We start from the raw sequence: 15,599 nt of genomic DNA on the forward strand, positions 1-15,599 counted from the left end.
TGACTGACTTGTATACTGATGCCAGAAGCAGAACATAGTTTCTACGAAAGAGGTGATGCAATGGACATAAAGGCAAATGCTCCTTACTATATAGACCTGTTGGCATCGTGCAATGAGAATTTTTTACTCCACGTGACCGTCTCGACACACTAAAAAACTGTGGTCTTGGAAGTCTAGTGCGAAGAGTGAGGAACATTGCAGAAGGGCCGCTTCAATTCGCGAGTAGCTTGTATCCTGTTCTTACAGATAATGTTCTTCAGAGTGGTTTGTCGCTGCGCCTCACTATCTTTGTTCTGTTTGATTACCTTATAAAGGTAGGCGAGCCAGTTCTGGAGCGCGAAGAGAACTTATTAAACCGCCTGGCTGTGGCAGAGGCTGAAGTGTCATGGGATTACCTCATGTCAAAAATGGCCGATCGAGATAGGCAGAAATTAAGGCAGCAACTTGCTCTTGCGGTACAAACTGCATTTCCACTAGGAGATGAAACACCCACAACATCTTTCAACGACGGCTTTGCGTTAATCATCGGCGTGGGCGGCAATCTATCCGCACCACCTAAAGATGCTGCACGGTTACGAGATCTTTTGACAGACCCAAGTCGCTGTGCCTATCCGCCCGAACAAGTTCGATGTTTATTGGAAGGAGAAGCAACAGCTCCGGCCATCCGCGATAGCCTGGCATGGCTACAAAAACAGGTAGCTGCGAACAGTCAAGCAACTGCTTTAATCTACTACAGTGGGCATGGTCGTGAAAACCCACAATATCATCTTGTGCCGCACGGTTACGATATCAGCAACATTTCAGAAACCGCTGTTCTGGGCAGCGAGCTTACCGAAGCAATCAAAGAGATAAAGGCACAGAAAAAACTGATTATCTTGGATGCCTGCCACGCTGGCGGATTGATAGATGTGCTGCCTATGGACGTCGCGTCAACGCCAGTTCCAGATGATTTGATTAAGAAACTATCTGAAGGTACAGGAACCGTCGTTATATCCTCTAGTATGCCGTGGCAAAAATCTTACGCTCGCACGGACAGTACGATTTTTAGCCGCGCCTTACGTGAAGCATTGGCAGGTTGGGGAACGTCACGAAGAGACGGCTATGTTTATGTGGCTGAAATTGCCATGTATCTTAGTCGAGTGGTTCCTGAACGGGCGGGGGCGCTTAAGTTAGAACAATATCCAGTATTAGATATTTCCCAGGCCGATAACTATGCCATCGCCTGGTATGCAGCGGGAAAAAACCAGCCATTACCTTTAGGTGAATCACCTGAAATCGAGCCACCCTCTTCAGGGTTAAGTGGAGAGACTTTGATAGGCAACCAGGCAAAACTGCATCAATATCAAATGACCTACTGGCAAAGATTACAAGAAATTTCACCTGAACCCTATAAAAAGTCCTCTACCGACCCGATTTTACAGATCAAAATACAGCAGGCTGTCCAAACAGAACGACAACTTGGTCAATACATACCATCATCAGTCTGGCCTACCCCTGACGATCAAATTCGGTGGCTTGTTGACTGGCTAGATAAGCGCTTTACAAAGCTTGAGGCACATATAGATGGTCAAACAGATGAGCTAAAAGCAGGTCTGCGAGCCATTTATGCACGCCTGCCAGCTGATGATACAGAAACATTAGAACGGATTCTGTCGGAATTACATTACCAACGGCTTGAACAAGCGGAAATGGAGCGCACAGTTGAGTCTGTGCGGCGGGTATTACAACAAAATCAAATTACTGATGACGAATTGAAGGAATTAATGGAAAAAGTTTACCGACAAGTCACCAGTAGCCTCAGTATGGAAGAACAATTTGAATTGACGCTGCCGGTCATCCCGCTATTGCTAAATTATAAAATTAGCCTAAGCGGCGGGGTTGAGTTAGATGCTTTGTGGCAAGAATTTAAGGACCGATTTTTAAAAAACACCTGATCTACGAGTGGTTTCAAAATGATGCCGACACCATTACAGCCAGATGAAGATTACGAGGTTTATAAAGAGATTTTAAAGGGCTCCGATAACTTTGCGGTGTATCGTCGGGATATCCTGATGGCCATTGAACCTTTCCGAGGAAAACTTTATAAATTCAAGCATCTTGATGATGGGTCAGAACACGAGGCATTCATTGATGCAAACTTCATATTATTAAAAAGTTGGGTCTGTATTGACACTGTGGGTGTCTATAGCGGTAAATATCGTTTAGCGTTGTTTATTCTATTACATCATCTCACAAGAAAAATACAGAATATAGGAACAGATGATCATGTTGTCGAATATGTGGATGCCGATGTCGCCAGACATGAAAGAATCGATCAAAAATTAAAAGAAATTGACGATTATTACTTGCAAGTTGATCAACAAGAAAGATTAGAGCGCATTTACCGCAAGCAATCAAAAATCCGCACTTTCAATGTATATGATTTAGACCTGAAAAGTTTAGAAGCTAAATTTAAAGAAATCCTTCAAGATGAAATAATGTGTGAAGAAAGTGGTGTCTGGGCCATTCATCTTATCGCTGAAGAACAACTACCGCGTAAGTTAATGATTCCCAAATTGAAGGCATATTTTGAAGAGAACCATGTTAATGATGAGGAAGAATATCTGGCAACACAACCTATTACCTTTTCTCTTTCTTTACAAGACGATTTCCTAGAAGATGCCCAAAAGTTTGCTGATCTTCTTCATCGGCAAGTAAGGTCGCCGTTAAAAGGTGTTTGCCCAGAGGATTCTTTAATCAAAAATATCTTAATATCTGTTGATGTTGAGTTTAAAGGAGGAAGACACGACCATGATAGACTGTATGAAGCATTTCGAAGATATTGCACCAAACCAAAGTCAGTTATTTGAGGATTTAGAACTTCCACCGCGTCGCTATATATTCCTGGTATCATCTAAAATCAGTAAGCCGAAGTGGTGGCGATTACAACCTCATATACCTTTCCCACTCTTCGAGAACTATAGAAACGATATTGCGGAAGAGTTCCCGAAATTGATTAAAGAGTATCGTACTATCCACCATACAGACGATGAAGAGTTAGAAATTCTCTGTCATATAGAAAGAAAAAATATTCTGGATCTGGATTCATACCTCTATTTAATTACTTACATTCGTGACAAATTAAGGAACCTCCAATGACAAGAAAAATAAACAAAAAAAATGAAATTGAGGAACGAATTTATCTTGGTGATCGCGAAGAAGAAGTGTATAAGAAGCATATTGTTCCAGATCATGTGTATCCGGGAATTACCATGGAGTACCCGGAAAAGGAACCATATGTGCCTTCGGAAGATTTAGCTCAGGCCGTTAATTTAGCCATGTATTTGGGACGGCCGTTGCTGTTAGAGGGCGAGACTGGCTGCGGAAAATCCCGCCTTGCCTTTTCTGTGGCCTGGGAGCTGGGTTATCCACTCTTTCAATACTACGTACACTCCAGCGCTAAGGCCAAAGATCTGTTATACAGTTTTGACCAACTGAAACGCTTACGTGACGCTCAAAATGGTGGCAACAATTCGCAGCGATCAGACCTTGATGATTCGAGCCGCTATATTCGGTTGGGGCCACTGGGATGGGCGATTCGCATATCAGCCGAAAAAGGCATTCCCTCGGTTGTTTTGATTGATGAGATTGATAAAGGGGATTACGATTTTCCCAACGACTTGCTATTAGAATTAGAGCGGTTGGAATTCAGGGTTGAAGACTTTGAGGAGCAATACAAAGCGGTTAACGAACAATACAAACGGCCGTTGGTTATCATTACCAGCAACCGTGAAAAAGCATTACCTCGCCCCTTTCTGCGTCGTTGTGTTTATCATTTTGTTTCCTTTCCAGAACCAGAGCGCTTGGATGAAATTCTTTTTCGTCAGTTTAAGGCTAATGTGCCTGACAACTTAACTCTTGTTGAGGCCAGAAAAACCTGGAATCTTGCCATAGACAAATTTGACTTGTTGCGAAAACAGTTGCGGGGACACCAACCAGGCACTAGTGAACTTATAGACTGGGTCAACGTTTTGTTGAATTGGAACTCTGGGTTTGATTCACAAAAACTTGAACAAATCAGTCAATCAACATTGGCTAAATTACCGTATCTTGACCTGTTAATCAAAAATGAACATGACCTCAGAAAACTTAGATCAGGAACCTGATGAATTATTGAAGTCTGATATAGCAGCATCCACTCTCATAGATGTTGCGATCAGGTCTCTGTTAGACGAATTGCTAAGACCCCTGTTGTCAGAACTGCGACAGGCTGGCTTACCCATATCGCCACAAGAGTATGCGCTTGTGATGGATGTGCTGCACAATCCAAACAGCCCGTTTAGCTTACGTTCAGTTTCTATTGCACAAGAAAACGACCATTTCGTTTCTCTGCGCGAACAAATGCGCACAGTCTGTCTTCTTCTTTGGTCAACAACGCCTGCAGAGCAAGTTGTATTCGATCAAATATTTGACAAGCATTTTGCGCTGACAACAACAAGTGACCAAGCAGACCTTAGAAATAATAAGGAAAAGCCTGTTCAGTCCCCTAATATCTCAGAACTTGATGACGTGGCCAGAGAACAGGAAGACAAACAGCAAGATAAATCAGAAGAAAAACAATTGAAATTAGATGAACCATCATGGTACGGACACATCTCTATTGTGAGTCCACCGCTCTTAGACCAGAAGTGGAAGGAAAGCATGACTTCCAGCCCTGAATTCCGGTTACAGTTTCATGTGACCGAACGCCAACTGATTCGGCCCTGGTTGCTAGCTCGGCGCTTGCGTCGTTACGGTCCTAGAACTGAACTGGATTTGGCGGCGACCATTGCTCGTTATGCGCGTGTTGGGCGACTTGTTGAACCGCAGTTTCGTCCAGGTTTGAAAAACCGATTGACTCTATTAACGCTGGTAGATTATGGTGGCTCCATGCTTCCTTTTCGTCCATTGGTTAACACCTTGCTGAATCATTTATGGGCGTTGCGCGGCCGTTTTCACCAGGTCTTGTTTTATTATTTTCACGATTATCCCTCGCCTTTTCTATATCGCTATCCAGATGAAGATTGGGACTCGTCAGAACCGCCTGATCTGCTTGATCCGATGTTAACAAACGCAGTCTCAACTGCTGATTTAACTATCAACCTGCAATTTGATGGTAGCGTACTGATTATTAGCGATGGTGGAGCGGCCAATCAAACGTACGAAGAACGACGCTACCAGACTTTTGAACGGCTGGTGCGAGATCTGTATGCCGAAACGCCTAGACTGGCGTGGCTCAACCCCTTACCGGCTAACCGCTGGCCTGGCTCAACCGCCGATCGAATCAAAGATTTGTTGCCCATGTATGTCATTGACGCCGATGGCTTGACCAATATGGCCTTGATGTTGAGCAGTGGCACCAGGAGTTAACTACCTTGTCTCAGAAGGTTGCAGATATTGAGCTGGAAACTGATGCGCCCGACTGGCTGAGTGGCGAAGATGCGCACTGGTTGATAGGAAAGTACCTTGAACAGTGCGAACGATACGGGGGCGTCCAATCCACCCATTTCCGCTTGGCCTGTATTGCCGCCGTGCCGCTTCTGCTAACGCCAGAAATCCTCAATTTGCTGCGAGCCAGGTTCTTGCCAGAAAGCGATGCCGATTGGTTAGCCGAGGCAGATTTGTTGTTGTCACCGCTTTGCCAGTTGATTGACAGCCGTTTAGGTATCTATGAAATGGATCCGCGTGTACGGCGCGATCTTGTCTCTCGCTTAACTGTAGAAGAGAAACGCGTAGTTGCTCAGTATGTGCTTGATTATGCGACCGGTCGTGATTACCCCTTTGAAACCATGCGCGCTACCCATTACTGGTTAAGCAAAGCTATCCTTGAACCAGATACGGCTGCCGGAGCGATTCAACACAAGACAGCGCAACCCATTTTTACCGGCTGGCAGGCGTTGCATTTAGGCCAGATCTTGAATTGGGACTTACTCAAGGCCGAGAATAAGAATCCGGAGGCTTATCAGCATTTTGCCAACAGGTTAGACTTTGTTATTCAGCTTGAAAAGCATGAAGAAGAACCTTCCTCTGAGACACGCCACAACTTAACAAAGCTCTTACAAAGACCGCTTCCCTCTGACACGGCCGAACTCATTACAGAATTGACCTTACCCACACCGCCTGCATTTATGGTGCCAACGAATTTAATCGAAAATCTACTGGGCAACCCATTCGATCCAGCTGCCTGTCGGTATGAAGGGGATATCTGGTTTCAACGCCTCTTTGATTATGATTTAGAAACAAAACAATTTAACTGGTGGAAACGACTATTTGTGGCTCGGCCAGGGCTGCTGGCGAAATTGCGCGATGCATTGAATAGCAAACAGCCGATGTTGATAACCGGGCCAGAGGGTACCGGCCGTACCACCCTCCTCCATTGGCTCCGCCACTCGCTCAAAGAAGGAGGGCTTGAGCCAGTATTCCTGAGTTCTGTCGAGATGGCCAAAGCTATTTCAGTTGCTGAAGGCCAGGAACTGTTCTGGTTAGGACAACAGCTATTAAGCAATCTACCAAAAAAATCCCAGCGAACTCATACGCACCTGGAGGGTCTGAATGATAGCGCGGCCTTGGGGCAATGGATAAACGATTTGTCTTTGGTCCTGGCTGACCGCACAGGAGGTTGGGTGTTGATTGATGCTGGTGGCGATAACAGCAAGTCGCTCGTTCAAGCGTTGGGTAACCACATTTTTAACCTTGCTGAACGGGGTCTGTTTTTGGTTCTTGTCACCGGTATGGATCAGGAGAAGTCAGCATTTGCTCGCCAGATTATGACTACCGAGTGGTGGGGTGAAGATGAGTTCAAGACCGTAATCAGCCGGCGTCTTGAGGTTGCCAGCCGCAAGCTTTCACCTATTCGCACTCTATCCGATTTACGGCCAGACTGGTCAGAAGCTGCTTTTATTGACAAAGCACAATCCATTAGGCAAGTGATGGCTGCGGCTGCCTGGTTGCTTGTCCGTGATGAGATTTCCGACCTGCTTAAGAAGGGCAATCCGCGACAGGTGGTGACATTATGTCAAAACGTCTTGCACTGTTACGATAATGCTGAAGCAAGGCAACTACTCCAGGAGGCGCTGCGCGATTTAGGCCCTCGCGATATCTGGAATAGCGGTGAGTACGAAAGCGCCGTTGCCCATCTGGCAAACAGCAGTATCCAAGACGACCAATTGGCAGAAGAAGCCCAGAAGAAGAAGCAGACAGCCCAGGAGGTAAAACGCGCCCAAGAGCGGGCCGAGGAATTGGAGCAGCAAGAGAAATATGACGAGGCGCTTATCTTCCTGAGCGCCTGGCAAGACCAGCTCGGTGTAGGCAGCCTAATCGAGAGAATTCAGCAAAAGCAAGCAGCGCGTCAGGCACAAATCAAGGACTACATTCGTCAAGCCCATGAAGCGGCCGACAAACAAGATTTTCGCACCACTATTTCGTTTTATGAAGCTGCTCTGCTACTAGATCCTAACAACACGCGCATACAGGTAGAGCTACTACAAACGCAAGAGACTTTACACCAATGGGAATCTGTCCGCAACTTGATCGAGGAAGCGCAAGAGGACTTTCAGAAGGGACGTTGGCAGCAGTGTTTAGGCAAATTTGAAGAAGCACGCAGTAAAGATAGTGAAGGGTGGTTTAGTGCAGATCTGAACACGGATATTGAAGCTGAAATTCGCAAAACGATAGAAAGTTGGTGGCGAACAGTTTCATTAGTTATACCAACCGAAAAGTGGCCAGGTCTTCTGAGTGAAAGAATACTCAACTGGGACCAAATTCCTTTATCTTTGTCCTCAGATGACGAGATATCGAACATGCAAGGTGAATTACTCGAAGCATGCTCCGAATATCTGACCCGGCATTATACATCTCATTTGTCACCTCTGCTATCTAAAATATCTACACCTGAGATAGACACCCCATTATCAGAATTAGAAGATCGCTTAGTGGAGACTGTTACCAAGTGGAAACCAGTGCGAGAGGATCGAATTGTTAGTGCCTTCATGGCGGTTGCTAATAGTAACGCATACCGGGAAGTTATCAATGTATTAGATGAAATCCAACGCTTGTTGCCGGTCGTGCAAGCAGCAGCAGAGGTGTCATTACAGTTGGATGAAGCAATTGCTTTATGTGAACAAGCTCGAAAGAGTAGTGACGTGCTGCCAGCCTTGTCTCAGATCACGAAATTAATCAATAAGCGAGAGGTAGATAGTCTTATAGATTTATTCCTGCGTCCCCGATATGAGCGCTTGGAGATATTGCGCGATCAACTGATCCGTCGTTATCGTTTTTTGGATAAAGACATTCAAGAAATTGAGCGTTTAATTGCAGCAGGAAGGTACACCGAAGCTCTTGTTATGTGCGAGAAGTTGGCAGCGTTGGGAGATGAACGGGTAAACCAACTGGGAATAATAGCGAAAATGCAATCAGTGGGGGACACAAAAGGTTAAGAAGCGAAAGTGAAAAGCCGAATGAATCGGAGTTAGAAAAGGAGCAATAAACCATGCCGCAGATACTGCGTCCAGATATCGAACTTAAAATACTGCGCTGGTTGTCAGGATGGGGGTTCAGTGATAATCCATTTGCCACTTACGCGGCTGAACAGGAGCCTGCTGTATCCTTGCGCGACGCTTTTATTGATACCGGCCGTCTTGATTGGGTCTGGGGTACGCCGGAACGGCCGCAGACAACTTTATTCTTTGCACGACGTGGCTGTGGTAAAACAGCTCATCGACGCATGGTTGAAATGCGTTGCAGCCCTGCCCAACCAGCCAGTCCGGTTTTGTCTACGCTCTACAATGATTTCACTTTTTGGTCAGAACTCGCTTCTCCTCCTGGCCCGCAGCTGCACATACGCCCAATTCTAAAGCAACTCCTGCAATCCCTTTTTGATACCATCGTCAAAAAGAAACTACCGTTGGGGAGCTGGCAGCCAGAACACACTGCTATTCTGAAACAGTTATGCCAATGCTACCATCCCGATTTGCTTCAGCCAACATCCCTACTCAAATTTATCCGGCAGTCCAGCCCTCCGGAACAAGGTGAAGAACTCTCTCTGACTGCGCTGCGTCAGGCGATTTCAGAATCCAATCTCGTCGCGCAAATCGCTAATTTTAACGCAACGGCCCTTTTCTTTGCCGGTTTATCCGATGCCCAACCTACCAGCTATGATCTGACTAATAGTTCTTTGCGTTCATCTCTCTCCTATGTGGTCAGGCTAAGTCAGGCTCTAAATTTTCAAACCATTTACATACTGGTAGATGGGGTTGATGAAGTCTATCTACAGAATAATTGGTCCTGGCAAGAAGGTATCGAATCCCTTTTGGCCGATCTGCCTTTGATGAATATGCCTGGCATTGCCTTCAAATTTTTCCTACCGGCCGAAGTCAAAGAAGATTTGCTCAGTAAACCTCGTGTTCGGCCCGATCGTCTTGCGTACGCTGACTTAACTTGGTCTGAGCGGGATCTGCAACAACTATTGAGGCAGCGTCTGCTCATATTTAACGCATTGGGCATTTCCTCTTTAGCTGATTTTTGTGAACCAAATCTTGCCAAAACGATTGATAGTGAACTGATCCAGGCTGCCCAAGGAATCCCCCGACAGATGCTTCGCCTGGGCAACCAGTTGTTAGAGCAGCACGTCTTACTCCAAAATGCAACGGGGCAAATACACCGGGCTACATGGGATAAAGTGTTGCAAGAAATGGCAAACGAACTAGCGCTAACAGGGCAAATGCAGTTGGGTCAGCCCCAAATAGAAGTGAACCCAGCAACAGAAATCGTTACCCTGGGGGGTCGAGCGCTTTCTTTATCAGCTAATGAACTTCGCCTCATTCTTTGCTTGGCTGGCAACAATGGGTTTGCTACAACCGAGCAAATCGTGACGTTTGTTTATGACAATCCCGCTGGCGGTGTTTCCGACGAAGCTGTAGCTTCTATGGTCAAACGGCTACGCCAGAAACTAGATGATGATGCAAAAAATCCAGCTTATTTACGGACCGAACACGGCCGTGGTTACACTTTGTTAAATTGGCGTCGCAGTCGTGTCTGACAGGTTTTGACAACTAATTGACAGCAACGTGTCAGGTGTTAGAGAAATAACTTTATTATAGTCTAGATAGTATTTATGACCCATTGGCTAGAATAAGAGGAAATCGTGTCATGGCTTTCCTCTATGAACACTCTGGTCGGCCAATGTGCGTCAGGGAGAGACTATCTAGGGTATACACTTAAAGATGCCTGACATGGGGAGGAAACACAGGTTCATGCGCACACAATCACCCTATACCCTGGAAGAAAAGATTCAAACCGTGCAAGGCATATTCGCCATATGCGACAGGCTAATGAACAGGAATGAACAACCTCCTGAAGGTCAGCTATATCCTCCAGAGAAGGATAAAATCGAACGATTGCGAATCAAGTATAACCAACAAAAAATAACATTACTGTTGAGTGCTAGCCGTGAGGGAAAAACAGTTTTCGCTCAACAGGCTTTAGAGGGTATATCTGTTATCAAATCTACAAATTTCTTAAATGAGTTCGCCAATGTACCCGATCGAGAATTAGCCTGGTTATTGACAAGGCTACTTGGGGCTGAGGCGGCCGCCATACCAGCAAGACCAGGCAAGGCTGATATCTTAGCATTTCTTCAAGCCCATCAAAACTGCTATGTGGTTGATTCTCTAACAGCAGTCGAAGAAATGTACCTGCGAGATTTGTTGCGATATCACTATGAATGGTTAACCACAATTGAAGCTGATTTCCACATATTATTTATTTGCCGGTCAGAATACCTCGAAGGTGATGATATCTCAGATGTACCCAGGGAATACTTGTTCTGGTCTAACGACCATATTGTCGGTTTATTCAACCATGCGATGGATTCTTTGAATTTGCCAATCCCTACCTTAGAAGACATTCTTAAACAACTTGGTCCTGAGAAAATGTTGGATGCCACTTTCAGCACGAAGACAGCTTTTCAATTGGTAGATGACTTTTGTGGTCACTCACGGTTTGGTGGCGATGTGCCCACATATAGCCTACAAACTGTAGCTCAAGGATTCCACGAATGCTTCACTCAAGCTTTTTACCGTTTGGAGCAAACTACAAATCCAGGAGGCCAATAAAATGACAGAAGAGAAACCAGTGATTATCGATCGGAAGTTGGCTCTGGAACTTATAGACGCAATTATTACGAACCAAGGGCGAGGAATGCTCTGGGGTATAAACGGTCTTGCAAAAATGGGCAAGACTACTCTTTTGAAAAACTTGATACGCGACCGGCTAGAAACCAGATTTATTGACGGCAGTTGGCATGGATTGTGTGCTTATTTGGATCTGCGAATGGTAGGGACTGATTCTATCAGGTTCAGGACTGAATTAGTTAATTCCTTCACAGACTTCATATCACATAGCCCGACCCATACCGATGAACAAATAATTCAACGGGATGAAAACAATCTCGCTTTGTTTCTGCAACAATACCCCGACTATCAGATTGTACTCTTATTAGATGAAATCAACCTGTATCACAAAAAACTTGACGATAATCCCATTTATACGAATGAAATAAACGATTTAGTGGCAGATTTGATCAAGAATTACGGGGCTATTGTAATAATTGCTGGCCGGCTGCCTCTGCAATCCGATCCTTCCATAACGGAAGAAACCCGGCGTCTTCTTACGGCCTGGCAGGAGGAGTTGAACATTAACAGCCGCAGGCTAGATGTTTTTTCTGAAGATGACTTGAGGGAGTTTTTTAGCAAGAACGTAAGCAGTAGCTTAAGTCCTAGTCAGGCAAAAAAGGATTTGACATTCTTTACCAAAATGACATTAGGAACTCCCGGTTTTTGTGCTGCCATACGTTCTGAGAAATGGCGCCATGAGAGTTTTGACCTTGCAAGTTTTACTCAGCGCTGGTTGTTGGGCGAAGTTGGCGATGAAGAACATCAAATGAATCCACCCATCAGTCAAAATTATCGCGATTATTATCCTGTTTTGCAGTCTCTATCTGTCCTTCGTTATTTTTCCCCACCTTTGTTAGAGCGATTTTTAGATGAACAAGGCCTGGCAGTTCGTTACAAAGTGATGAGGGAACTAATGAAAACGGAGCTAATGATTTACGAATCGCCGAAGGGGTTCACGCTAGGAGTTTATAGAAATTTTCTTAGCAATTCCTTCAAAGAGGCGGATCCAGAACGGTGGCTTATTTTTCACCAATGGGCCATTCAATACTACTATAACAGCGCAGTTCGATATCGCGTAAACCCAATCACGCACCTACATGAATTTTTGTACCACAACACGATGATGGCTACGCTTCATGAGAACCAAGTCTCCCTACTTAAGGAGTACCTTGATGATCTACGTACCCAGGTTGTTCTCGACGAGTTGGCTATTGATGAACTAAAGCAAGTCCTGTTTGATAACCGTAATGAGTTGTTATATGACGCTGAACTACGGGAAGCCCAACGAGAATCTGTCGCAGCGGCAGCCTGCGTTAAATCTTTTGTGCAGTGGCTCGACACCTTTAAAGCAAGTGAGCCTTCACCGCCCCAGGAACCTGCCGCTTCTGCGTTGGATAAAGCTTTGTTGCCCCGCTTTGTCGGAAGAGAGAAGGAAAAGCATGAGATCTGCCATAAGATAAAAGCAGGTCGGGGCCACTCAACCGTGCTGGTAGTTACCGGAACCGTGGGCGTAGGCAAAACAGCATTGCTACAGCATGTGAGTGAACAATGCCATCATTTTGCCGATAACCAGGCACAGGTCTTGTTGGCGCCAGGCGACCAACTGTTCGATTTCAGATTAGCTGAACTACGTCACCCGCGTCCCGTGACGATGTCTATTGCTCAAGCCATCTCCAAAGCGATCAAAGAACCAGAAACCTTCCAGCGTTATCAGGAGGCTTTTCGCCAAGGGGTGACAGGTCACGAGTTGAATAACACTTGGCTCGAATGCTACAATGCCTGGGTGGCGATAGCCAATAAGGTGATTGTTATCTGCTTTGATTCAGCCGAGTTGCTGGTCTCGTTGACGTTGCTATCTGATTGGGCAGCTTATGTTTTTCCCCGGTTAGAAAATACCGTTGTTATACTGACTGTCCGCGAACCCAGTATAGTGTCAACCTCTGACCAGTTAGACTCCTGGTTAACCAAAGTAGCGGTTGAAGCGGCCCAGGCCGAGCAACAGACCTTTACGACGGCCACTATTGCCTTAAAAAACTTCACCTTTGACGAAACCAACACTTTCCTTCAACCTATCCTGGTAGACTACAACGACTTGTTAGCTGAGCGGTGTCATCAGTTAACGGCTGGTCACCCGTTGGCTCTAACTCTGTTAACTCGTTTATCTGCTCCCAGCCTCAAAAAGCTGTTGAGTGAGTTTGAAGAACCTGCTTCAGGAGAACAATCCGCTGAACCCGCAATTAACGAACTCCTAAGCCAATTGGGCGCTCGTCTCGTTGAGCATATTGACAAAGATTTTGCTCAATTGTTAGATTTCCTCACATTAGCACGCCAGGGCTTAACCCCGAAACTTCTGGCTTCTTTGCGCACAGCAGACCGGGCAAACGATGATGACATTGTTCGTGCAGCAGCCGACCTCCAACTGATTAGAGGACAACTATTTCCATTGATTCGCACACTATACCGCCAACCGGTGGGCGTAGAGAATGCTTCACCAGATCCCGTTCTTATTCCCCACGAAGCTTTTCTTGATAGCAAGGATCGTCATTGGTCTTTTCGCCAATCGGAATTGGTCAAGAATTATGAGCAACAGGTAGTTAACTATTGCCGCCGTATTTTAGCTCGGACGGATATTAATCATCCTTATTATGAAAGATGGGTGTTTGACACGCTGTTTTACCTGTGCCGATATGATCGGAAAGAAGGCATCGATTTTCTCCTTTATCAACAAGAGATAGCTTGGCGTGATGGGCGTTGGGATTTTGTCCAACAACTTGAGGATGAATGGCGCTTACTTAACGTGTCTGGTGACTTGTTTGAAGCTTTGCCGCTTACCGAACAGAAAATAGAACCGTTTTGGCATCATCTCCGAATCAGGAAACATTTTTTTTACGGCGAATACAATCGGGTATTAGAGCAGATTGAGTCTTTGCCAGGCTTGGCATCCGGTCTAACCTGGGAAGAGCAGCTGAATCAAGAAATTAGAGACATGCCTGAGGCCGATGGGCTTGTGACTGTAAGAAACTGGATCGATCGGAGTCAGGTATTGCTGTCAGGGATTGGCGTGGAGACAGAAAATTCTATAGAAGAAGCCGGTGACCGCCTCGGCGCGATTATCGCTTACAACAAGCGAAATGAGTGGAGAGAAGAAGTAGAGTATAAAAGATTCTTGCAGCTTACGGCCGTTGCTGACGCATACTTCCTTAGAGGCCAAGCCTATTATTTGCAGGCATTCTACCAACAAGCATTGGTTGAACTACAAGAAGCGCTTCAACGTTATAGTGAACTGGCTCTTGCTCATGACACCCTGCAAACTGTAGCTCATATTACCCACACTTGCGCCGAGTCAGGTTTGCCGGAACAGACTCATCATTACACAAGATTTGCGAAAAACCTATGTATTAATGCAAAAATAAGCAACAATAAGACAGTTAAAGCTTATCTTAAGTGGATTTTGGCGGCGAACCAATACGCACAAAGACATTGGTTACAAGCTGTGGATGTGTTACAGCCAATTCGTTCTGAAAAAGAATGGCCTGGTTGGCATCTGGATTGGCAGATGGTTTCTTTCCTATACCTACAGGCTGCCGCCCGACTTAATGTGCAAACCGCAGGTATACAAAATTCTACAGATTCAGACCTGCCTACTGCCGAAGCTTTTGGGGAGAATCATTATATCCAATTTCGGGATAACCCCAATGTGTGGCCGTTACTGCGCGCTAAAGCCAGTTTGATCTGGGGTGAACACTTTCTACATCGGCTTATTCTATCTTCCATATATGAGCCTATTACACAATTGGATGAGGCTCCAAAAGCAATGCAAGATGCCTTTGCTGATCAGCAAAAGTCATTAATTGAAGAATCTTTTGGGGCTGCCTATTTGGCGACCATGTTCGCAGCCCAGGCATTGTATACGTTGAGTATAGAAGAGAATGTAGTCCGCGGAAAGGGATTATTACTTGTTGTTCAAGACAATCTTGAGCTAGCAGAGAATAGGATGCGCGAATTCACACGCACTCAGCATAGACGGTCTGATGGGCAAGTTTACAGTAGTGAAACCAAGTTCCTTTTGTTGGGTAAGAGTTATTATCAATTAGCTTTTAGCTGGTTAGGTTTAGTTCAAGAAAGAACAACATCAGACAAAAAGTTACTGCATGAAGCACTTGAATATTATAACCAGGGAATCAGTTTGTTAGGCCAGATTAACGATCGTCAAGAATTGATTGAGCCTCTTCTGGATCAACTATGGGTTTACCTGAAGCAGATGTCACATGTAACCTGGCAAACTTTGCTAGATAGTGCTGCTGATAAAGAAGAGTTGGCGTTTGTGGTCAAGGGCATAAAGGTGCGTCAATTCATGGACAAAATGTTGCCTGCTTTAACAGCCAATAAAAGATGACAGATATTGACAGA

General features: G+C 45.3%; 8 protein-coding genes. All 8 read left to right on the forward strand.

What is annotated here, in order from left to right; genetic code table 11:
* Nucleotides 1-227: 227 nt before the first annotated feature.
* The 8 genes from IPM39_19435 (at nucleotide 228) to IPM39_19470 (ending at nucleotide 15,585) form a co-directional block, all read left to right on the forward strand.
* On the forward strand, nucleotides 228-1,934 hold the full coding sequence (locus tag IPM39_19435) for a caspase family protein (GenBank protein MBK8988208.1): 1,707 nt from the start codon (nucleotides 228-230) through the stop codon (nucleotides 1,932-1,934).
* A gap of 18 nt (nucleotides 1,935-1,952) precedes the next feature.
* Nucleotides 1,953-2,849, forward strand: a complete 897-nt coding sequence (locus IPM39_19440) for a hypothetical protein (GenBank protein ID MBK8988209.1) — start codon at nucleotides 1,953-1,955, stop codon at nucleotides 2,847-2,849.
* Nucleotides 2,850-3,134: 285 nt separating this feature from the next.
* Nucleotides 3,135-4,145 carry a MoxR family ATPase gene (locus IPM39_19445; GenBank protein MBK8988210.1) on the forward strand — a complete coding sequence of 337 codons (1,011 nt, stop codon included), beginning with the start codon at nucleotides 3,135-3,137 and terminating at the stop codon, nucleotides 4,143-4,145.
* Nucleotides 4,114-5,388 (forward strand): hypothetical protein, encoded by a 1,275-nt coding sequence (locus tag IPM39_19450; GenBank protein MBK8988211.1) that lies wholly within the window; start codon nucleotides 4,114-4,116, stop codon nucleotides 5,386-5,388. Before IPM39_19445 ends, IPM39_19450 begins: the two co-directional genes overlap by 32 nt.
* A 5-nt stretch (nucleotides 5,389-5,393) precedes the next feature.
* Nucleotides 5,394-8,453 carry a hypothetical protein gene (locus IPM39_19455; protein MBK8988212.1) on the forward strand — a complete coding sequence of 1,020 codons (3,060 nt, stop codon included), beginning with the start codon at nucleotides 5,394-5,396 and terminating at the stop codon, nucleotides 8,451-8,453.
* Nucleotides 8,454-8,506: 53 nt separating this feature from the next.
* Complete coding sequence (locus IPM39_19460) at nucleotides 8,507-10,054, forward strand: winged helix-turn-helix transcriptional regulator (protein ID MBK8988213.1); 1,548 nt, start codon at nucleotides 8,507-8,509, stop codon at nucleotides 10,052-10,054.
* Nucleotides 10,055-10,268: 214 nt separating this feature from the next.
* Nucleotides 10,269-11,129, forward strand: coding sequence for a hypothetical protein (locus tag IPM39_19465; GenBank protein ID MBK8988214.1), 861 nt, complete (start codon nucleotides 10,269-10,271; stop codon nucleotides 11,127-11,129).
* A 1-nt stretch (nucleotide 11,130) separates the two neighbouring features.
* Nucleotides 11,131-15,585 (forward strand): hypothetical protein, encoded by a 4,455-nt coding sequence (locus IPM39_19470; GenBank protein MBK8988215.1) that lies wholly within the window; start codon nucleotides 11,131-11,133, stop codon nucleotides 15,583-15,585.
* Nucleotides 15,586-15,599 lie beyond the last annotated feature (14 nt).

Origin of the sequence: Candidatus Leptovillus gracilis, from assembly GCA_016716065.1 — a bacterium.
Classification (GTDB): domain Bacteria; phylum Chloroflexota; class Anaerolineae; order Promineifilales; family Promineifilaceae; genus Leptovillus; species Leptovillus gracilis.